Origin of the sequence: Nocardioides sp. zg-1230, from assembly GCF_013155335.1 — a bacterium.
Taxonomy (GTDB): Bacteria; Actinomycetota; Actinomycetes; order Propionibacteriales; family Nocardioidaceae; genus Nocardioides.
Window position 1 is genome coordinate 121,179 of the sequence record NZ_JABJQZ010000008.1, and the last position, 21,067, is coordinate 142,245.

Below are 21,067 nucleotides of genomic sequence, written 5' to 3' on the forward strand. Positions count from 1 at the left end.
CGGCGGGTTCGGCGCCCGCCGGGCCAGGTGTCGTGTCAGCGGACTCCCAGCAGGTGCTCCATGGCGAGCTGGTCGAGCGCCTCCAGGCCGACGCTGCGTGCGCCGAGCCCCTCGACGTCGTACGACGCCGCGCGGAGGTCGGCGAGCGACTCACCCTCGGCGAGGGTCGGGGTGCGCAGCGTGTCGACCTCGGCGGCGGCGAGGGCCGCGACCACGTCGGGGTCGGCGCGGAAGGCGCGGACCTTGTCGCGCAGGATCAGGTAGTTGCGCATGCAGCCGCGAGCCGACTCCCAGACACCGTCCTCGGCCTCGGCGCGGGGGGGCTTGAAGTCGAAGTGCACGTAGCCGTCGTAGGCCTTGCCGGTCCCGGCGCCGAGCAGGGCGTCGACGGTCCAGAAGGCGCCGCGCACGTTGCCCGCGCCGAAGCGCAGGTCCTGGTCGAAGCGGGGGCCGTGCTGGCCGTTGAGGTCGACGTGGAAGAGCTTGTCGTGCCACAGCGCCTGGCTGATGCCGTGGGCGAAGTTGAGCCCTGCCATCTCCTCGTGGCCCACCTCGGGGTTGAGGCCGACCATGTCGGGGTCGTCGAGCTCGGCGATGAGCGCGAGGGCGTGGCCGATGGTCGGCAGCAGGATGTCGCCGCGCGGCTCGTTGGGCTTGGGCTCGAGGGCGAACCGCATGTCGTAGCCCTGCTCCTTGACGTAGGCGCAGAGCAGGTTGAGCGACTCGCTGTAGCGGTCGAGGGCGGCCTGGACGTCCTTCGCGGCGCCGTGCTCGGCGCCCTCGCGGCCGCCCCACAGGACGAACGTCTTCGCACCCAGCGATGCCGCGAGGTCGATGTTGCGCAGCGCCTTGGTGAGCGCGTAGCGCCGCACCTCGCGGTTGTTGGCGGTGAGGGCGCCCTCCTTGAAGACCGGGTGGCCGAACAGGTTGGTGGTCACCATCTCGACGGCGAGCCCGGTGTCGGCCAGCGCCTTCTCGAACTGCTCGAGCACGGCGTCGCGCTTGTCGTCGTCGGGGACGAGGTCGTCGTCGTGGAAGGTGACGGCCGCCGCGCCGAGCTCGGCGAGCTTGTAGGTGGCCTCGACGGGGTCGAGCAGCGCGCGGGAGGCGGGTCCGAACACGTCGGTGCCCTGCCAGCCCACCGTCCAGAGGCCGAACGAGAACTTGTCGTCGGGGGTCGGGGTGTAGTCGGTCATGCGGGGATCTCCTGCCACGAATCGTTGTCAGAGCTGGTCTCGACCGCGGCCAGGACGCGCTGCACCTGGAGTCCGTCGGCAAAGGATGGGGAAGGGGCGTCGCCGGCCGCGATGTCGCGGACCAGGTCGACCGCCTGGTGGATGAAGCCGTGCTCGTAGCCGATGACGTGGCCCGGCGGCCACCACGCGCCGACGTAGGGGTGCTGCGGCTCGGTGACGAGGATGCGGCGGAAGCCCGCGGTGCGGGCGTCCTCGGTGCCGTCGAAGAAGTGGAGGACGTTCATGTCCTCGAAGTCGAAGGCGATGCTGCCCTGCGAGCCGTTGACCTCGATGCGGATCGCATTCTTGCGGCCCGACGCGAAGCGGGTCGCCTCGAAGACGCCCATCGCACCCCCGCGGAAGTCGGCCAGGAAGGTGGCGGCGTCGTCGACGGTCACCTTCCCGGTGCCGGTGCCGGCCGTGCCGGACAGGCCCGAGTGCTCGCTGGGCAGCGGCCGCTCGTCGACGAAGGTGTGCAGGCGGCCGGTGACCCGGCTGATGGTGTCGCCGGTGATGAACTGCGTGATGTCGATGATGTGGGCGCCGATGTCGCCGAGGGAGCCCGAGCCGGCCTTGTCCTTCTCCAGGCGCCACGAGAGGGGTGCCTGCGGGTCGACGATCCAGTCCTGGAGGTACTGGGCGCGCACGTGGTGCAGCGTGCCGAGGCGGCCCTCGGCGACGAGCTGGCGCGCCAGGGCGATCGCGGGCACCCGGCGGTAGGTGAAGCCGACCATCGCCCGGACGCCGGACGCGGCGGCCGCCTCGGCGGCGCGGGTCATCGCCTCGGCCTCCTCGACGCTGTTGGCCAGCGGCTTCTCGCACAGGACGTGCTTGCCGGCCTCGAGGGCGGCGATGACGATCTCGGCGTGGGTGTGGCCGGGGGTGCAGACGTCGACGAGGTCGATGTCGTCGCGCTCGACGAGGGCCTGCCAGGAAGTCTCGGTGGACTCCCACCCGAGGCGCTCGGCGGCGGCACGGACGCCCTCCGGGTCGCGCCCGGCGACGGCCCTCATGCGCGGACGGAGCGGGAGGTCGAAGAACCGCGGGGCGGTGCGCCAGGCGTGCGAGTGCGCTGCGCCCATGAAGGCGTAGCCCACCATGCCGACCGACAGGTCGCGCGTGCTGGCGTGGGTGTCGGGAGTGGTGGTCATCGGACCTCCTCGTGTGCGAGCTGGTGGGTGTCGGGGCGCGGCTCGTACGGCCCGGGTGCCGCGCGGTGGCGCGCCCGGGGCGTGACGGTGTTCAGCAGTGGTGGTGCGGGTGCAACGGGGTGGTGCGGGGTGCCGCGGCGGCTCCCGACGAGGGAGCCGCCGCGGGACGCCTCAGGACTCGAAGGCCGTGTCGATGTACTGGTCGACGTTGTCCGAGGTGACGACCGGGGCGAAGAGCTGCACCGTGCGGGGCACCTCGACCTCGACGAGGTCGCTCATCGCCTTGTCCTGGACCAGCAGGCGGGCGAGCTTGACGCCGTCCGCGCCCTGGGTCGACGGGTAGATGACGGTGGCCTTGAGGACACCGCTGTCCTCCTGGATCGCGCGCATGGCGTTGGCCGAGCCGGCGCCGCCGATCATCGTGAACTCGTCGCGGCCGGCGTTCTCGATGGCCGCGAGCACGCCGACGCCCTGGTCGTCGTCGTGGTTCCAGAGGAAGTCGATCTTCGGCTCGGCCTGGAGCAGGTTCGCCGCGACCTCCTCGCCGCTCTCGACGGTGAACTCGGCGGCCTGGCGGGCGTCGACGTCGAGGCCGCACTCGGACAGCGCGTCCTCGAAGCCCTGGCTGCGGTCCTGGGTGAGCGGCAGCGAGTCGATGCCGGCGATCTCGGCGACGATCGCGTCCTTGTTGTCACCGGCCTGCTCGCAGACGTACTGGCCGGCCGAGACGCCCATGCCGTAGTTGTCGCCGAGCACCGTGACGCGGGCCGCGTTGGGGTCGTCGAACTCGCGGTCGACGTTGATGACCGGGATGCCGGCCTCCATCGCCTTGAGCGCCACCGGCGTCATCGCGGCACCGTCGAAGGGCAGCAGGACGATGGCGTCGACGCCGTCGTTGATGAAGGTCTCGACCTGGCTGATCTGGAGGTTGACGTCGTTGGTGCCCTCCGCGATCTGGAGGTCGACGTCGGGGTACTGCTCCGCGAGGTCGCGGACGTTGTTGGTGATGGCGGCCATCCAGCCGTGGTCCGCGGCGGGCGCCGAGAAGCCGATCGTGACCTGGTCGCCCTCCTCGTCGTTGCTGCCGGCGGCGGCGGCCGGTGCGGAGTCGCCGCTGTCGTCGTCCTCGGCAGCGTCCTGGGCGCTGCCGGTGCACGCGGCGAGGGACAGGACGGCGACCGCGCCGACCACGAGGCCGGAGTAGCGGCGGCTCTGGTGCCGTCGGAAGGGAGTGCGCAGTCGCATGGGTCGTGCTCCTTGTGTGTGTTCTCGATGGGTGCGGTGCTGCGGCCGGCGCTCCGAGACGTGCCGGCGTGGTGGTGCGGTGGTTCCGAGTGCGGGGTGCTGCGGCTAGGTGGACGTCGCGTTGCGCGCCAGGCGCTGCTGGAGCAGGACGGCGACGACGATGATCAGGCCCTTGGCGACCGCCTGGGTCGAGGTGTCCTGGTTGTTGAGGGTGAACACGTTGCCGAGGGTGGCGAAGATGAGCACGCCCAGGACGGTGCCGACGATCGTGCCGCGCCCGCCGGTGAGCAGGGTGCCGCCGATGACGACGGCCGCGATGACGTCGAGCTCGAGGAGCGTGCCGTGGGTCGAGCTGCCGGTCGTGGTGCGGCTGACCAGCATCAGCGCCGCGAGCCCGCAGCAGAAGCCGACGAGCACGTAGAGCATCACGGTGTGCCGGTTGACGTTGATGCCCGCGAGTCGCGCGGCCTCGGGATTGCCGCCGACGGCGAGGGTGCGCCGGCCGAACGTCGTACGGTTGAACAGGACCCAGCCGGCCACCGCGACGATCGCGAAGATGATCACCAGGAACGGCACGCCGAGCACGTCGGCGGAGAAGAACTCCTTGAAGCCGTCGACGGTCACGATCTGCGTACGACGCTCGGAGATGATCTCGGCGAGACCGCGCGCGGCGGCGAGCATCGCCAGTGTCGTGATGAACGGCACCACCTTGCCGTACGCGATCACGAGTCCGTTGACGAGGCCGCAGGCGGAGCCGACGGCCAGGGCGGCGAACACCATGATGATCCAGTGCGTGTCCTCCGCCATCGTCTGGGTGGCGAACGTCGTCGCCCAGACCGAGCAGAGCGCCAGGATCGCGCCGACCGACAGGTCGATGCCGCCGCCGGTGATGACGAAGGTCATCCCGATGCTGACCACGCCGATGGTCGAGGCGAAGCGCAGGATCGTGAGGGTGTTGTCGATGCTGGCGAACCGGTCGCCTGCGGTGATGATGCCCGCCGCGCAGATCAGCAGGAGCGCCACGACGAGGCCGAGGTTGCGGCCGAACGGGCCGCTCATCAGGCCGCCTCCGCCGTTACCTCCCGACTCCGCGGCGGCGCGCTCCACCCTGACCGACTCCGTGGAGGCTGGGACGGTGTTCTCCACCGCGCCCGTGTCCCGACTCGTGCTCTGCTCGCTCATGCGACCTTTCCTTCCATGACCAGGTCCAGGACGCGGGACTCGTCGATCTCGCCCGCGGGACCTTCGTGCACGACACGGCCCTCACGGACCACGAGGACCCGGTCCGCGAGCCCGAGCACCTCCTCCACCTCGCTCGACACGACCACGACGGCGACGCCGGAGTCGGCCAGCGAGCGCACGAGGGCGTAGATCTCGGCGCGCGCGCCGACATCGACCCCTCGGGTCGGCTCGTCCAGGAGCAGCACACGGCACTCGCGGAGCAGCCACCGGGCCAGGACGACCTTCTGCTGGTTGCCGCCCGACAGGAGGCGCACGAGGCGATCGACCCCTGCCGGGCGGACGTCGAGGGACTCCGCGACCTCGGTGGAGCGCTTGCGCTCGGCGCGGCTGTCGAGCAGCCCGAACCGGCTGAAGCGTCCCAGCGTGGACACGGTGATGTTGGCGAAGATCGCCTGGTCGAGCAGGAGCCCCTGGCTCTTGCGCTCCTCCGGGGCGAGACCGACGCCGGCCTTGACCGCCGCGGGCACGGAGCCGCGCCGCAGCTCGCGACCGGCGACGCGCACGGTGCCCGCGGACGGGCGGCGCGCGCCGTAGAGGGTCTCGAGGATCTCCGAGCGTCCCGCGCCGACGAGGCCGGCGAGACCGACGATCTCCCCCGCCCGCACGCTCAGGTCGACTCCGGAGAAGACGCCCGGCAGGTCGAGGCCGATCACCTCGAGGATCGGGTCACCGGTCGGCGGCGGTGCGTCGCCACGGGGCGGGAAGACGTACTCGATCGAGCGCCCGGTCATCAGCTTGATCAGCTCGCTGGTGGGCGTCTGGTCGACGGCGAGGCCGGTGGCGACCGTGCTGCCGTCCTTGAGGACCGTGATGCGGTCGCCGATCTGGCGGATCTCCTCCAGCCGGTGGGAGATGTAGACGACGGCGACGCCCTCGGCCGTGAGGTCGCGGATGACGCGGAAGAGGTTGTCGACCTCTCCCTGGTCGAGCACCGCGGACGGCTCGTCGAGGATGAGCAGCCGAGTGTCCTGGGACAGGGCGCGCGCCATGCTGACGATCTGCTGTGCGGCGGGCGAGAGCCGGCCGACGGAGCGCGTGGGCGAGATCTCGGAGTGACCCAGCCGGGCCAGCAGGTCGCGCGTACGACGGATCGTCTCCGCGCGCTGGCTGAAGCCGGCGGTGCTCAGCTCGTGGCCGAGGAAGATGTTCTCGGCGACGCTGAGGTCGGGGACGAGGTCGAGCTCCTGGTAGATGGTAGAGATCCCGAGGGCCATCGAGGCCTGGGGCGTCGACAGCGTGACCGGCTCGCCCTCCCAGAGGATCTCGCCCTCGTCGGGCTGGTAGCTCGCGGAGAGGACCTTGATCAGCGTCGACTTGCCGGCGCCGTTCTGGCCCAGCAGGCAGTGCACCTCCCCCGCGCGCACCTCGAGCTCGACTCCTCCGAGCGCGAGCACGCCGGGGAACCGCTTGACGATGCCGCGCATCGTGAGCAGCGGGGCGTCGTTCATCACATCACCTCCAGGGTGGGGACCACCCGCGGCACGAGGGTCGGGTCGTCGTAGACGTGGTCGATGGCGACGGCGGCGGCGCCGTGCACCGCTGCCGAGAAGCCGAGGGTCGAGAGCGCGATGCGCGTGCCACCCGCGTCGGGGGCCAGGACACCGGAGGCGAGCTCGGCCTCGACCACGTCACGGATCCACTCGCCGATCTCGCCGAGGTAGCCCGACAGCACGATCATGCCGGGGTTGAGCACGTTGGTGAGGACGGCGGCGCCGATGCCGACCCAGCGGCCGACCTCGCCGAGCGCGGCGAGCGTGCGCTCGTCGCCGGCGGCAGCGCGGCGGCTGATCTCCTCGACCTTGCCCTCGAGGTCGAGGGTGGGCGAGCGCAGCAGGTCGTCGTCGGAGGCAGCGGCGAGGTCGATGAGGTGGCTGAGGCCGATGACCGTCTCCCAGCACCCGGTGCGCCCGCACCCGCACACGCTGCCGTCGCGGTCGACGACCATGTGGCCGAACTCGCCGGCGTAGCCGCGGCGCCCGGAGAACGGCCGGCCGTCGGCGACGATGCCGCCGCCGATGCCGACCTCGCCGTGGATGACGAGGATGTCGCGGCGCTCGGGGTCGCCGGGGGTGGCCTCGGCGACGGCGGCCAGGTTGGCCTCGTTGTCCACCTCGAGCAGGTAGTCGGGGTCGCCGAGCCTGGCGCGCAGCAGCCCGGCCAGGCCGACCCCCTGCCACCCGAGGTTGGCGGCGACGGACACGTGGCCCCGGTCGCGGTCGACGAGTCCGGCGACCCCGACGACCGCGGCCACCGGCGCCGCGTCGAGGGCGGCCAGGTCGGCGAGGGTGCCGTGCAGCAGCTCGACCAGCCGGTCGACCACCTCGTCGGGCTCGAGGCCGCGGGTGTCCACCGACGTACGCCGCTCGCTGACGACGGTGCCGGCAAGGTCGACCGCGCGGGTCGAGACGTGGTGGACGTTGATCTCCGCACCCAGGCCGTAGGCGCCGGCGCCGTCGATCTCCACCGTCGTGCCGGGGCGCCCGACGGCGCCGCGCTCGGCGCTGCCCTCGCGGACCAGGCCGCGCTCGCGCAGCTCGGTGACGAGGCTGGAGACGGTCGCCTTGTTGAGGCCGAGGTCGGCGGCGAGCCGGGCCCGGGAACGGGGTCCGCCCTCGCGGAGGCTGCGGAGGACCAGCGACAGGTTCGCGCGACGGACGGTGCCCTGGTCGGCACCGCCGGTGCTGGTCGTCGACCAGCCGTCCCGCACCTGCGACATCTGCGTCCTCGATCCTGCGTGTGACCTCGGTCACCAGTTAGTTTGACGGACCGCCAAACTAAGTCGGTGACAGGCATCACGTCAAGGACCGGGACGCAGAAATGTCAGGTGGTCCGGTCCAGGTGTCGTGAGCGGCCCTCGGCGTACCTGGCGCGGACGGCCGGCACGGGGTCGGCGGCGTAGCGCCGGGTCCCCTCGCGCACCCACTCCGGCGGTGCTTCCGCCCCCGACACGGCCCACGCCGCCTGACGCGCGGCGCCGTCGGCGACGTACTCCCCCGGCGGCGGGACGTCCACGGGGACCCCGAGCACCTCGGCTGCCACCGTGCGCACGGCCTCCGACGCGGCGGCCCCGCCGACGAGCAGGACGCGGGTCGGCGTGACCCCGGTCGACACCACCGCGTCGAGGCCGTCGGCGAGGCTGCACACCAGGCCCTCGACGCTCGCCCGGGCGAGTGCCGGCCGGGTGGCCGTCGCCAGGGTGAGCCCGTGCAGCGACCCCGTCGCGTCCGGCAGGTTGGGGGTGCGCTCGCCCTCGAGGTAGGGCACCAGCACCAGGCCGCCGGCACCCGAGGGCGCCTCGAGCGCGAGGCGCGAGAGGGTGTCGTGGTCGACGTCGAGGAGGCGGGCGGCAGCGTCGAGCACCCGCGCGCCGTTGAGGGTGGCGACCAGCGGGAGGTAGAGACCGGTGGCGTCGGCGAAGCCCGCCACCGAGCCGGTGGGGTCGACGGCCGGGGTGCTCGTGACGGCGGTGACGACCCCGGAGGTGCCGATCGAGACGACGACGTCGCCCTCCCCCGCGCCCAGGCCCAGCGCGGCGGCGGCGTTGTCGCCGGCACCGGCGCCGAGGACCGCCCCGCCCGCGGTGCCGGCGACCGCGCCGGGTGCGACCACGCGCGGCAGGTGGGGCACGGAGCCGAACGCGCGCTCGAGGAGGTCGGTGCGGTAGTCCCCGGTCGCGGCCGACCAGTAGCCCGTGCCGCTCGCGTCGCTCCGGTCGGTCGTGAGGTCGGCCAGGTCGGTGCTCCCGGACAGCTTCCAGGTGAGCCAGTCGTGCGGCAGGCACACCGCGGCCGTACGACGGGCGTGCTCCGGCTCGTGCTCGGCGAGCCAGCGCAGCTTGGTCACGGTGAACGACGCGACCGGGACGACGCCGACCGCCTCGGCCCAGGCGCGACCGCCCTCCTCCGGGCCGCCCAGCTCGTCGACGAGGTCGCGCGCGGCACCGGCCGAACGGGTGTCGTTCCACAGCAGCGCGGGGCGTACGACAGCACCGTCCTCGTCGAGGCAGACCATCCCGTGCTGCTGGCCGCCGACGCTGACAGCGGCCACGTCGGCCAGTCCCCCAGCCTCGGCGACTGCCGCCTGCAGGGCCTCCCACCAGTGGTCGGGGTGGACCTCGGTGCCGTCCGGGTGAGCGGCCCTCCCCTGCCGCACGAGCACGCCCGTGGCGGCGTCGCGGACGACGACCTTGCAGGACTGGGTGGAGGAGTCGATGCCGGCGACCAGCCGGGGTCCGTCAGTCATGGGCGCGGATGCTAGCCCACCGGCGACGAAGGGCCCGGTCTGCTGACCGGGCCCTTCGGGTGCTGCACCCCCGACCGGATTCGAACCGGCGCTACCGCCTTGAGAGAGGGATCGAGTGGTCGGCGGGCAACCTTGGAAATCGACGGAACCGCAGGTCAGAGGCACATTGAACGATCGGCTGACGTTGGCTGATTCGGGCTGTTTCTGATGCTCGTGTTGCCCCAGCGTTGCCCGCGAACGCATCGGAACTGTCCTCGGGGCACGTAGCGCGAGGCGCGACGACCCGACTCTGTACTGGGCGGGAGGGGCGCTCGAGGAGCGCACGCCACGGGCGGTCTCGACGTCGATCCTAGGTGGGGACCCGCTGCCTTGCGCCGCGATTAGCGCTCCGTCCTGAGGAGCCGACGGATCTGCTGAACTACGGCAGAAGACGCCATGCCATCCACTCTGGGTCGAAGTGCCGGTGTGTCTTGTGCATAAACGCGTACTCGTCCAGCGCGCGAAGGCACCGCTGCGGGAGCGGGCAGGGCTCGATCGGGCTGCACGTGTCGCGAGCCATGTCGAGAAGGACCTGCTGCACGATGTCGCACCTCTCGAGTGCTGCCTCGTCGACCGGAGCTGTCATGTGGGCGCCCAACCGATCTTCCTCGACGCGGGCAGCGACGAAAGCAAGCAGCCTCGCCACTTTCGCATCACCACACTCGATCGCGGCGTCAGGCATGGCGTCATTGTGGCTAGGACACAGTGGAGCATGCACCCCCTCCGGGGCGAGAGGTCGATGTCGTGCACCCGTCGACCTTCCGTGCCTGGCGGATCGGCCCTCTCACCGGCCTGCCTCTACGAGATCGACGTGAACACGTCGTATCCACCGCGACGAGTGCGTCCAACCGCCGCGTTCAGGCGTCGCTCAGCTGGTGCGTGAGCACCGTCCACGTAGCCATACTGATCGGCATGACCCCGGAGGACATCGGCGTCCGCAACGAGACCTACCGGCTCTTCGCCGAGCGCGGTCACGCGCCGTCCGCGGACGACGTGGCCGCGACCATGGGTGCCCCCGCGCGCGAGGTCCGTCAGGCATGGACGAGGCTCCACGACGCGCACGCCCTCGTCCTGAACAGTGAGGGCTCCGAGATCCTGATGGCGAATCCCTTCTCCGCTGTGCCGACTCCGTACCGCGTCCGTGCTGGCCACCGGTGGTGGTACGCCAACTGCGCGTGGGATGCGTTCGGTGTGTGCGCGGCACTGCACAGCGACGGACGGATCGAGACGTCGTGTCCGGACTGCCGCGAACCGCTGACGGTGGACGTCATCGACCAACAGCCCCAGAAGTCGTCGCTGGTCTTCCATTGCTACGTCCCTGCCCGACAGTGGTGGGACGACATCGTCTTCACTTGAAGCACCATGAATCTCTTCCGGTCGGGAGAGCACGTCCGCCGATGGCTCGACGGTCGCCCGGCAGGCACCACTATCCCAGTCACGGTGCTCAGCGCCTTGGCCCACGCCTGGTGGGGCGACCGGCTGTCCCCGCAGTGGCATCCCCACGCCAAGGAGGAGAACGAGGCGATCCTCCAGCGACTCGGCTTGGTCGATGATTTCTGGCAGCTTGCCTGAGCACGCCCCCTTGGAAGGACGTGGAGAAGCGACGCACAACGACCGAGTGCCCAGCGCCCGTTCGGCGGAGTGACATCGCAGAGTCATCGCAGAGTTCAGCGCGCTTGCGTCAATCCGACGCTACAGCGGCAGTGTCCTACGGTCGCGACAAGCCGGACGTTCCGTCTGTGGTTTCCGTGCTGGTCCCTCCGGCCCTCACCGCCGACTTCCTACACCTACGGGGTCTCCGATGTCGGTCCTTCGGGAGAAGCCCGAGTTAGTGGGGTGTAACCGATGGCGGCGTGCCATCAGCCTCGCTCGTGCAGCCACTCGTCGTACGGCACGGGATCGGCATCTTCCTCCGCCTGGTCGACGATGGACTGAGTGAACCAGGTGCGCAGCGACACCATCTCCGGGGTTGACCGCAGGGTCAGCAGCTGGTGGGTCTCGCTGATCTCATCGGCCAGGTTGTCGGCGGCCAGCAGCTCGCGGAGGGTTGCTGCCATCTCACGGGGAAGGGTCATCTTGATGTCGACGTACTCCAGCCCCGCCGCGGCGGCGTCCAAGGCGGTACGACGACCCAAGTGGCGCGCAAAAGCAGGGCGGGTCACCAGTCGCTCGATTAGCTGGCCCAGCTCCCGCGGCGGAGTCGGACTCTCCTCGGGGTCGATGAGCTGGAGCTCTCGCACCAGGTCGTCGAGACGCTGGTCGATCTGGAGCCCGAGCTGCACCGGACACCGAAGTAGCCGCACCCTCGCCCAATCGGCGGGCAGGACGACCTGCTCCGGTGCCGACCGGTCGCCGTACTCCACCACCGGCGGCCGTACGTCGTGCTCGACGCCGTCACCGGCAAGGTCGGCCCACACGCGTCGCCCATCGCCGCGCTCCTCGATCCCCCAGGACTCCGCCAGCACCGACACGATCACCAGTCCGCGCCCGGTGGTGCCCTGGCTCGCGACGGGAGGCGGGGCCACCGCCGCGAGCGGTACCACCCCGCCGGCGTCCTCGACACTGACCCGCACGGATGGCTCGAGGTCACGCAGCCGGACATGCAGGTAAGAGCTGCCGCTGTGCAGGGCGGAGTTCGCCGCCATCTCGGTGACGCACAGGGCGGCGTCGTCAACGAGATGTTCGCGGCCCCACTGCAGCAGCCCGTCGATGACGAACCTGCGTGCTCCGGGGACGCTGGAAGTGTCAGCGGCGAGTTGGACTCGCAACTCCGGATGGGCCCCTCGGGGCGTGGGCGTCACGCTGGCATTGTGCCCGACCTGTACCCCGCCGCGATCTTGCAGATTCACGATGACCAGAGTGCGGCGCCCACCGTCGCAAACTTGCTCCGAACAAGCGTCGCTTCGCCGCCTGCCGGCGCAGTTCGAACATCCGAACATGCCGATCAGCGTCCGTTCACCGACGTCACTTGGCTTCGGACTTCACCCCATGCACGAGGTCAGCCATCAAGGCTGCCTGGAAGTCCTCCGCCTACAGCCCCCGGGTGTTGGGGTCACCGGCAGTGGTCGACGCTCCGCTCAAGCTCACGCGCGCGGCGTCCGCGAGCACCGGTGAGATCCGGGGCCTCGAGCAAGCGCGCGACGCCGGCGGCCGCCTGAGTCTTCGGGGAGCCGAGAAAACTAGCGCACTCAGGAGATCGACAGCTCAGACCGCCCAGGAGCATGCTGCTGGGCAGGACGCGGTTGCAGTACGTGTAGTCGCCGCGATCAGGCCCGATTCGTAGTCGCTGGCAGAAGGTCGGGACCGGTGCTCCAAACTGTTCCTCCGTAACTCCTAGTCAGGCTGGGGACGCTGCGAGGGCCCCGACCGCTGCCGGTCGGGGGCCTCCCTGGCGTCGATGGGCTAGCTCAGAGGCGGCGCTCGCACCGCACGCGGCGCTCGGCGACGCAGGTGTCGCGCCCGGCACGGCCGTCGGTGGCGTCGCGGCCACGGTTGCCAAGCAGACGGTCATTCCCAGGGCTGCCCTTGATCGTGTCGTGGCCCCGGCCGCCGTTCACGACCGCGCGGTACTTCCCGCACTCCGGGGTGCCCAACTCGTCGCCGTCGCCATACTCGACGTTAGCGATGACGAGGTCCTTGCCGGGTCCAGCGTTCACCCACGCCTTGCACGTCACGACCGTGATCCGCTCGCCGCGGTTGGTCCCGCGGATCCTCGCCGTCTTGGCGGACACCACGTAGTCCTCGAAATTGCGGATGCGGGTCGCGGCCCCGCTGTTCTTGTCATCCACCCGGCGGTCCAGGTCAGCCTTGAGCCGCAGGGTCGGAACGTCGAGCATCAGGCGGTCCTCGCCCTTGTTGCCCTTCACCATCGAGAACCTCGCGCCGAGGCCGTTGGTCCGGTAGATGTCGTTCCCTCCGCCGAGCTGCACGTTGCGGTTGAACGTCGCCGGGGCGTCGACCGTGAGGTGCTCAACCGCGTCGGTGCCGCGGAACTCGAGGAGCCCGCGCGCGGCCTCGGTGGCGAACGAGAACTCGTCGAAGTGACCGGTCCACGTCAGCGAGGTGTCGGCCCCGGTGACGGACCCGCTGGCCTCCACACGCATGTTGTAGGCGGACCGAAGGAACAGGCCGCCGCCCTTGCCCACGGTGACCCCACCCGGGGCGGTCTGGACGCCGTTCCAGTGGACGTAGCCGGTGAGGGCGAGGTCGATGATGTCGGCGTTCGGCTGGCCTGCCATGCCGGACGTGACCCGGCCGAACTTGCTCAGGCCAATGACGTCGGCCTCGATGTCGGTGCCGTCCAACGTCCCGGCGACGACCTGATGCGATCCGCCGTTCTCGTCAGTGAACATGTCGGCCCCCGCCCCAAGGACGGCGACGACGACGCCGCCCCCGCCCGTGGCGCACACACGGTCATCGCCGCCGAGCGCGTCGACCCGCGTCGCGCCGTTCGTGACGATGACGTCCGCGCCCTCGGTGCCGGTGACCTGGCCCCCAGGCGTCCCGACGATGGTCGCCGGCTGTCCCTGACACGTCTCGGCCGTTGCGCTGGCCGTGCCCATTGGCACGAGCAGGGCCACGCCCATGAGCGCGGCGGCGGTGAGTGTGAGTCGCATGATTCCCCTTGCGGTTGCGGATGATGCCAAACCCGTGTGACTCGACCGCGGCCCAGAATGTTGCGACATGTCCCCAATGAGTCGACCGGACCCAGCCCAGGGATGCGCTGGGGCCGTTGCGACCGATGCGTCGACTATTGACCAGCAGGCGGCGGCGTAACCCGCCACGTAGCGCAGCGGGGCCTGCTGCACGCTTCGGTGTCAATCCCACCTAGCTCATAGCCGCGTCCGCGGGACGAACTCGTCGATCGCCTGCCAAATATCCGCGATCTGTCCGGCTGGAATGGTCGACGGCTCTGTCCTGCGGAACACAGATTCTGCGTTCTGGAGTGCGCGGGGTCGAGCTACATGTTGCCCATCAGGGCACCATGGCTGCCCCTCAGGCCTGCCAGATCCGCAACCAATCAACCTTCATGTGCTGCGGCAGCTGCTTGTCCTTCATGTGCGACAGCTCGTAGTCCGAGGCGAGCAGGCTCAGGATGGGGTACTGGGGTTGGCCGGACACGCCCTTGCGGGTGCGCCAGGTCTCCCGACCATCGATACGGAAGATGTACATCCTCGGCGTCCACTCGACCGAGAACACGTGATAGTTCCTCGACCACCCGTCACGCTTGTTCTTGAGGAAGCTCCTCGGCTGCTTGATCCACGAACCGGTCTTGATGAGCTCGTTGTTCTTCTTCCAGTGGATGAAGCTCGTCAGGCCACCTCGCGGGTGCTTGTCACCGAAGTACTCGATGACGTCGATCTCGGCGCCTGCGGTGCGCGGCGTGCCCGCGCGGGAGGTCTGCGGCTGGAGCCAGAAGCTGCTGTGCTGACCGCGGCGCTTGTGCATCTTCACGCGGGCGGCCGCGAAGCCGTACTTGAACGACACCCGGTTCTGCGTCGAGATGTGACCGTTGAGGCGGTAGGCGTAGCGACCTGAGACCTTGCCCCGCTTGATCGCCTTGCACTTGCCCGGACGGCTCCTGTCCTCGATGACGCTCAAGCGGACCTTGCCGCCGGAGACCTTGACCGCCTTCGGGCTGCCCTTGGAGCACCTGCGCAGGCTCTCCTTCTCGTAGGACTGTCCGCGGTGGCTCCACTGGGGAGCGAGCGAGCGGCCGGAGAACGTCTCGGTGAAGAGCGGCGTCTGCCAGCGATTGGTGCTCCTCGGCCGGCTCACGACGCGACGATGACCCTTGTAGCTGCCGGATCTCACCCGATAGGTGATCGCCTTCCCGCGACGCATGGCACGCGCGGAGAACTCCGCGCGGCCGCGACCGTCGGTCCGGGCTCGCCCGACGTTCTTCCACCTCGAGCCGGTCTTGACCTGGAGTTGGACCGGGCGTCGGGCACGGCGCGGCTTGATCGTGGCGGTGATAGCCACCCGGGCAGCGTCAGGGCTCGCCGTACGCCGGCCGTGCTGAACGATCTGCGGCATGACCTGCAGGCTCGCGCGCGAGCGCGTGGCTTCACGCAGAGAAGACGACGCGGGGGAAGTTGTCGCTGGACCTGCTGCCGATCCGGTCTCACTGATGAGGAGCAGGGACGCGGGCATCAGCAGAGCGAGGGCGCCGACGAGCACGCGGCGTGCAGACATGGGGGTTGCTCTGTGTTGTGGGCGCGAAGTGTTCGTCTCGAGTGCCATCCCCTCGAGGGTGTCTCGGACCTCGTCCCAACCCAAATCCTCGGAGCGCGCCGGACGACGATGTCGACCGAAGCTTCTGTCTCGGCCCTGATCGATGGCGCCACCCCGGGAACTGATCCGGAGGCTGACGTCGCACGCCATGAGTGAGTCGCACACGCACGTCGATTCGCCTTCGAGCACCACGATGTGCCCGAACGCCTCCAGGCCGTATCCGCCGACGTGCGTAGCCTTCACCCATGGCCTTGGCGGGCCAGATCGCGGACTTCGCGGAGCGGCACCGGCGCACCGGGCAGCGGTCGACTCACGACGTGCCTCGTTCCCGGCCCGTGTACCCGGCGCTGGTGCACGCGGCGGCCCGGCACCGACCGACACTGGCCTGCGCTGAGCAGGCCCGACCTACGCTCGAGCTGTGACCCGCCGGATGGCACACGTCGGCACAGTGGTCGCACCTTCGCGCCGAGCACGGTGGCGGCGGGTGCCGTCTGCGCCCCTCCGGTGGCCGAGCACGTGGCAAAGTAAGTCACCTTCTCCGACCACCTCGGAGCCGCTTCAATCGCGGCGGCACCTTCTCTCGTCCAGCACGACGGGTGCTCCGGCCCGACGCCGCAGCGGACCGACGCGGCGTACCCGGGTCGCGTAGGTCAAATGCTCGGCAGCCTCCCACCGCCGTCACATCCGCGTTAGTAGGTCCGAGACACAGCGACACGACGAATGCGGTTACCAGCTCGAGGAGGCCCGCGGGTCGCCTCGCCAGCGGCCGGGCAGGGTGCGAAATCGTCATCCGATCCGCAAAGCTCACGGCGCGCTCATTGCGGTCATGTGAAGTTCCGCGTCGGCCCGTTGTCCCCGCGCTCCGCCGCTGCCAACGATGGCGAGGACGAGCATCCTCGACATTGCTTAGGAGTTCCCATGCGAGTGACACGGTCATGGCGCGCGACAGCCGCGTGCACAGCACTCGTCCTCGGTCTCGCCGCCTGTGGCAGCGGAGACGAATCGGACGACAACGACCCCGGCTCTCCGGCGGACGGCCCGACCGGCGAGGCAGGCGGCACCTACTCGGCGGAGCTCACCGAACCCACCTTCCTCGCTCCCGCCTCCAACTGCTACGAGTCCGAGTGCAGCGCGGTACTCGACCTCATCAACGACCCGTTGGTCTCCACGGACTTCGAATCCGGGGAGCTGGTCTATGACGGGCTGGCCGAAGACATCAGCGCCAACGACGACCAGACCGTCTGGACCATCACGCTCAAGGAGGACCGCAGCTTCCACAACGGCGAGCCGGTCGACGCCACGTCGTTTGCCCGAGCTTGGAACTACTCACAGGACCCCGACAACGCCCAGTCCACCGCTGGCTTCATGTCCCGCATCGAGGGTGCGGGTGAGGGGCCGGAGGCGTCGGGGATCGAGGTCGTGGACGCGCAGACGCTCGAGGTGACGCTGAAGAGCCCGTTCTCGCAGTTCGGTCAGATGCTGAGCTATGCACCCGCCTTCGCGCCGATCGCCCAGGCGTGCTTCGACGACATCGACGCCTGCAACGAGCAGCCGATCGGCACCGGTCCCTACCAGATGAACCAGCCGTGGCAGCACGACCAGCAGATCACCGTCGAGAAGTGGGCGGACTACGAGGGTGAGCAGCCCGCGATGGCCGACAGCGTCGAGTTCAAGATGTTCACGACGCCGGTCGCGGCCTACCGTGACTTCCAGAACGGCGGCCTCGACGTCCTCAGCCTGGCCCCAGAGGTCTACTTGGAGGCGAAGGGCACCCTCGGTGACGCGATCATCGAGGAGCCGACTGCGTCGCTCACGTACCTGGGCTTCCCCATCGGCCAGGAGCCCTATGGCAACAAGCAGCTGCGGCAGGCGATCTCGCTGGCGATCGACCGGGAGCTGATCGTCGAGCAGGTGCTCAACGGATTGGCGTACCCGTCCACCGACATTGTGACGCCGCCGATTCCCGGCTCGCGTGACGACGCCTGCGAGTACTGCGAGCACGACCCGGAGCGCGCGAAGGACCTCCTGGAGGAGTCCGGTGTGGACCCCGAGGGCATGACGTTGCAGTACTACTTCAACGCCGACGCGGGACACGACGCGTGGGTCGAGGCCGCAGCCAGGCAGGTGCAGGAGACGCTCGGCTTCGACTACGAGCTGAACTCCACCGAGTGGGCCCAGTACCTGGAGCTCCTCGACAGCGGGGACTTCGAGGGTCCGTTCCGACTCGGCTGGTCGCTGGACTACCCGTCGCCGGAGAACTACATCCGGCCGATCGTGGGCACCGACGGTGACTCGAACTACACGGGCTACAGCAACCCCGAGCTGGACGAGCTGGTCACCCAGGGCGATGCCGCGGACTCGCTGGGCGAGGCTATCGACCTCTACCAGCAGGCCGGCGACATCGCACTCGAGGACATGCCGATCATCCCGATGTGGAGCGGCGGCACCGCGATCGCGCACTCCGACCAGGTCGGTGATGTCCGCTTCGACGTGGGCGAGGGCGAGATCGCCTTCGGAGAAATCACGGTCGAGCAGTGACGCCGCGCTAAGCAACCGCTGAACGTTCACACCACTTCCCAAGGAGGGGATCGGGCACAGCCAGTGCCCGATCCCCTCTCAGGACCAGCAGCAGGACGAAGGATTGCTATGGGCCGCTACGTCATCCGACGCCTGATCCAGTTCATCCCGGTCATCCTCGGCACCCTCTTCCTGCTCCACGTGCTCAGCACGCTGACCATCCAGATCGTCGGGGACCCGGTCCGTGCCCTCTTCGGCCCCAACGCCCCGCCCCAGGCCGTCATCGAGGAGCTCCAGGCCAGGTACAACCTCGACGACTCCTGCTTGGACCAGACCGGCAACCCGTGCGTCGGGCTGTTCGTGGACCGGCTCGGGCAGTACGCAACCGGGGACTTCGGCGTGAACTTCCGCGGCCGCTCCGTCGCCGAGATGTTCCTCGAGAGGTTTCCGGTCACAGCCAGGCTGACCATCATCGCGCTGCTGTTCGAGATCATCGTCGGGATCACCGCGGGAGTCCTCGCCGGTCTCCGCAAGGACAAGTTCATCGACAACCTCGTGCGCTTCACCACGGTGCTCCTGATCGCCTTCCCTGTTTTCGTCCTCGGGTCGCTGACCCTGCTGTTCGTAGGCTTAAAGGTCGGGCTGCCGCTCCGCAACAGCAACTGGGCCCCCGACTGGCTGGGGCAGATGCTCAACGTCGGGTACGACCCCGACTACCCCTGGCTGAGTCTCGTGCTGCCCGGCATCGTCCTCGGTGCGTTCTCGCTGGCGGCGATCGCCCGCCTCACCCGCACCAGCCTGATCGAGAACCTGCGGTCCGACTTCGTCCGCACTGCCCGCGCGAAAGGACTCACGACCAAGCGCACCGTCGGCATCCACACGCTGCGCAACTCGCTGATCCCAGTCATCACCTACATCGGCATCGACATCGGGTTCCTCCTCGGCGGCTCACTTGTCACCGAGGGGATCTTCAACATCCCTGGCGTTGGTCAACTGGTGTTCCTCGCCATCCAGGCCAACGACGCGCCGGTGATCATCGGTGTGGTCACCATCCTGACGGTCGTGTTCCTGATCTCGAACCTGCTCGTGGACATCCTGTACGCCGCTCTCGACCCCAGGATCCGCTATGAGTGAGACGGCCGGACAGAGCGCCGGAACCGTTGGTGGGAACCAGCACGGCGCCAACCGCTCGCTGTGGGGCGACGTGCGCTACGAGCTGGTCCACAAGCCGATGTTCTGGGTGTCGCTGGTGCTCGTGCTGGTCATCCTCAGCATGGCCTTCTTCCCCCAGCTCTGGGCGTCGGAGTCGCCGAACGCCCGCGGCGCCTGCGACCTGACCGACGCCCGCGGCAAACCGACGTGGGACCGCCCCTTCGGCTACACCAGGGCCGGCTGCGACATGTGGGCCTCCCTCGTCTGGGGCACCGGCAAGTCCGTGATCCTGGCGATCCTGGTGACCCTCGGCACCACGGTGCTCGGCGTGCTGCTCGGCACCGCGGCGGGCTACTTCGGCGGCAAGACCGACAGCGTCATCAGCCGGGTCACCGACATCTTCTTCGGGCTGCCCTTCATCCTGGGCGCCCTCGTGTTCCTGGCGCTCTTCCCTGAGCGGAACGTCTGGACCCTGACGCTGGTCTTCGTGGTGTTCGGTTGGACGTCCCTCACCCGGGTGATGCGGGGCAGCGTCCTCGCCACCAAGCAGAAGGATTTCATCGACGCGGCCCGGGCCCTCGGAGCCAGCGACCTGTTCATCATCCGCAAGCACGTCATCGCGAACAGCATCGCCCCCGTGATCGTGCTGGCGACGATCGCGCTCGGCACCTACATCAGCGCCGAGGCGACCCTGACGTTCCTGGGTGTTGGGTACCAACGTCCGACCGCGTCCTGGGGACTGCTCGTGGCCGACGGCCAGACGCTGGCCCTGGCCGGCTTTTGGCACCTGCTCGTCTACCCCTGCGCGTTCATCGTCATCACCGTGCTGGCGTTCATCCTGCTCGGCGACGTGCTCCGCGATGCGCTCGACCCCCGAAACCGATGAAAGGGCCGACCTGATGACGGACATCCTGAGCAGCAGCGATCACCAGGCAGAACAGTCGCCTCTCGACTCCCTGGGGTTCGATGACGGCGCCCCTCTCCTCGAGGTGAAGAACCTGCATGTCGAGTTCCACACCCGCGACGGGGTCGCGCACGCCGTCAACGGGGTCAGCTTCTCCCTGGAGGCGGGCGAGACGCTGGGAATTCTCGGCGAGTCGGGCTGCGGGAAGTCGGTGACCGCCCAGGCCGTGATGGGAATCCTCGAGAGCCCTCCCGCGAAGATCGCCGGCGGCGAGATCCGCTATCGCGGGGTCGATCTCTTGTCACTGGACGAGAAAACCCGGCGACCTATCCGGGCCAACCGCATCGCGATGATCTTCCAGGACGCACTGTCCGCGCTCAACCCGGTCTTCACCGTCGGATGGCAGCTCGGCGAGCCCGCTCGCAAGCACTCGGGCGCCTCACGGGGGCAGGCAAGGGAACGCGCCGTCGAGCTGCTCGACATGGTCGGAATCCCGGCGGCGAGATCTCGGGTCAACGACTATCCCCACCAGTTCTCCGGAGGCATGAGACAGCGCGTCATGATCGCGATGGCGCTCGCCCTGGAGCCGGACGTCATCATCGCCGACGAGCCGACCACGGCCCTGGACGTGACCGTCCAGGCCCAAGTGATGGACCTGCTGGCCGACCTGCAGCGCGAACGCGATCTCGGACTAATTCTGATCACGCACGACATGGGCGTGGTCGCCGATGTAGCGGACAAGATCTGCGTGATGTACGCCGGTGGCGCGGTCGAGCAGGCGAGCGTCTACGAGATCTACGAACGCCCGGCCCACCCCTACACGAAGGCCCTGTTGGAGTCCATCCCCCGCGTCGACCAGAAGGGCCAGGACCTGACCGTGATCGAGGGGCTACCACCGTCCCTGATCGCTCGACCCTCGGGATGCTCGTTCCACCCGCGCTGCGCCTTCGCGAGACAGCGTTGCACCGATGACGAACCCCCGCTCTACGACCTTCCCGCCGGACGCACCAGCGCCTGTCACTACTGGGAGGAGGTGCTCGACTCGTGAGCGCCGAGACAAGCACGAGCTCGCACGAAGCCACCGCCGCACACGAGGACAGCGATCT

The 21,067-nt window shown here is 69.4% G+C and carries 17 protein-coding genes; 6 read left to right on the forward strand and 11 right to left on the reverse strand.

Annotated features, from left to right (window positions below):
* Positions 1–35: 35 nt before the first annotated feature.
* The 8 genes from xylA to HOO61_RS19945 form a co-directional block, all read right to left on the reverse strand.
* Positions 36–1,196, reverse strand: coding sequence for a xylose isomerase (gene xylA / locus HOO61_RS19910; protein ID WP_172259112.1), 1,161 nt, complete (start codon positions 1,194–1,196; stop codon positions 36–38).
* Positions 1,193–2,386 carry a Gfo/Idh/MocA family protein gene (locus HOO61_RS19915; protein WP_216658888.1) on the reverse strand — a complete coding sequence of 398 codons (1,194 nt, stop codon included), beginning with the start codon at positions 2,384–2,386 and terminating at the stop codon, positions 1,193–1,195. Before HOO61_RS19915 ends, xylA begins: the two co-directional genes overlap by 4 nt.
* A 171-nt stretch (positions 2,387–2,557) precedes the next feature.
* The gene (locus HOO61_RS19920) at positions 2,558–3,631 is read right to left on the reverse strand and encodes a substrate-binding domain-containing protein (RefSeq protein ID WP_172259111.1); all 1,074 of its coding nucleotides are present in this window, start codon (positions 3,629–3,631) and stop codon (positions 2,558–2,560) included.
* 105 nt (positions 3,632–3,736) lie between these two features.
* The gene (locus HOO61_RS19925) at positions 3,737–4,813 is read right to left on the reverse strand and encodes an ABC transporter permease (RefSeq protein ID WP_172259110.1); all 1,077 of its coding nucleotides are present in this window, start codon (positions 4,811–4,813) and stop codon (positions 3,737–3,739) included.
* Positions 4,810–6,321 (reverse strand): sugar ABC transporter ATP-binding protein, encoded by a 1,512-nt coding sequence (locus HOO61_RS19930; RefSeq protein WP_216658887.1) that lies wholly within the window; start codon positions 6,319–6,321, stop codon positions 4,810–4,812. Before HOO61_RS19930 ends, HOO61_RS19925 begins: the two co-directional genes overlap by 4 nt.
* Positions 6,321–7,589: an ROK family transcriptional regulator gene (locus tag HOO61_RS19935; RefSeq protein WP_172259109.1), complete on the reverse strand. Its 1,269-nt coding sequence runs from the start codon at positions 7,587–7,589 to the stop codon at positions 6,321–6,323. Before HOO61_RS19935 ends, HOO61_RS19930 begins: the two co-directional genes overlap by 1 nt.
* Positions 7,590–7,693: 104 nt before the next feature.
* Entirely contained in the window at positions 7,694–9,115 is a 1,422-nt protein-coding gene (xylB, locus tag HOO61_RS19940; protein ID WP_172259108.1) for a xylulokinase, read from the reverse strand.
* Between the two features lie 418 nt (positions 9,116–9,533).
* Positions 9,534–9,836: a hypothetical protein gene (locus tag HOO61_RS19945; protein ID WP_172259107.1), complete on the reverse strand. Its 303-nt coding sequence runs from the start codon at positions 9,834–9,836 to the stop codon at positions 9,534–9,536.
* A 230-nt stretch (positions 9,837–10,066) separates the two neighbouring features.
* Between HOO61_RS19945 and merB the strand changes: the two genes are divergently transcribed.
* A complete protein-coding gene (gene merB, locus HOO61_RS19950; protein WP_172259106.1) occupies positions 10,067–10,510 on the forward strand; it encodes an organomercurial lyase in 444 nt (147 codons plus the stop codon).
* A 6-nt stretch (positions 10,511–10,516) separates the two neighbouring features.
* Complete coding sequence (locus HOO61_RS19955; RefSeq protein ID WP_172259105.1) at positions 10,517–10,726, forward strand: hypothetical protein; 210 nt, start codon at positions 10,517–10,519, stop codon at positions 10,724–10,726.
* A gap of 287 nt (positions 10,727–11,013) precedes the next feature.
* On the opposite strand, the gene HOO61_RS19960 is transcribed toward HOO61_RS19955, so the two are convergent.
* The 3 genes from HOO61_RS19960 to HOO61_RS19970 form a co-directional block, all read right to left on the reverse strand.
* Complete coding sequence (locus tag HOO61_RS19960; RefSeq protein ID WP_172259104.1) at positions 11,014–12,093, reverse strand: ATP-binding protein; 1,080 nt, start codon at positions 12,091–12,093, stop codon at positions 11,014–11,016.
* Between the two features lie 468 nt (positions 12,094–12,561).
* Complete coding sequence (locus tag HOO61_RS19965; protein WP_172259103.1) at positions 12,562–13,770, reverse strand: hypothetical protein; 1,209 nt, start codon at positions 13,768–13,770, stop codon at positions 12,562–12,564.
* Positions 13,771–14,149: 379 nt separating this feature from the next.
* Positions 14,150–15,349 carry a family 16 glycosylhydrolase gene (locus HOO61_RS19970; RefSeq protein WP_172259102.1) on the reverse strand — a complete coding sequence of 400 codons (1,200 nt, stop codon included), beginning with the start codon at positions 15,347–15,349 and terminating at the stop codon, positions 14,150–14,152.
* A gap of 957 nt (positions 15,350–16,306) precedes the next feature.
* Here HOO61_RS19970 and HOO61_RS19975 point away from each other — a divergent pair.
* The 4 genes from HOO61_RS19975 (at position 16,307) to HOO61_RS19990 (ending at position 21,009) form a co-directional block, all read left to right on the forward strand.
* Positions 16,307–17,926: an ABC transporter substrate-binding protein gene (locus HOO61_RS19975; protein WP_172259101.1), complete on the forward strand. Its 1,620-nt coding sequence runs from the start codon at positions 16,307–16,309 to the stop codon at positions 17,924–17,926.
* A gap of 108 nt (positions 17,927–18,034) precedes the next feature.
* Entirely contained in the window at positions 18,035–19,039 is a 1,005-nt protein-coding gene (locus HOO61_RS19980; RefSeq protein WP_172259100.1) for an ABC transporter permease, read from the forward strand.
* The gene (locus HOO61_RS19985) at positions 19,032–19,943 is read left to right on the forward strand and encodes an ABC transporter permease (protein ID WP_172259099.1); all 912 of its coding nucleotides are present in this window, start codon (positions 19,032–19,034) and stop codon (positions 19,941–19,943) included. Before HOO61_RS19980 ends, HOO61_RS19985 begins: the two co-directional genes overlap by 8 nt.
* The gene (locus HOO61_RS19990; protein WP_253942387.1) at positions 19,918–21,009 is read left to right on the forward strand and encodes an ABC transporter ATP-binding protein; all 1,092 of its coding nucleotides are present in this window, start codon (positions 19,918–19,920) and stop codon (positions 21,007–21,009) included. Before HOO61_RS19985 ends, HOO61_RS19990 begins: the two co-directional genes overlap by 26 nt.
* Positions 21,010–21,067 lie beyond the last annotated feature (58 nt).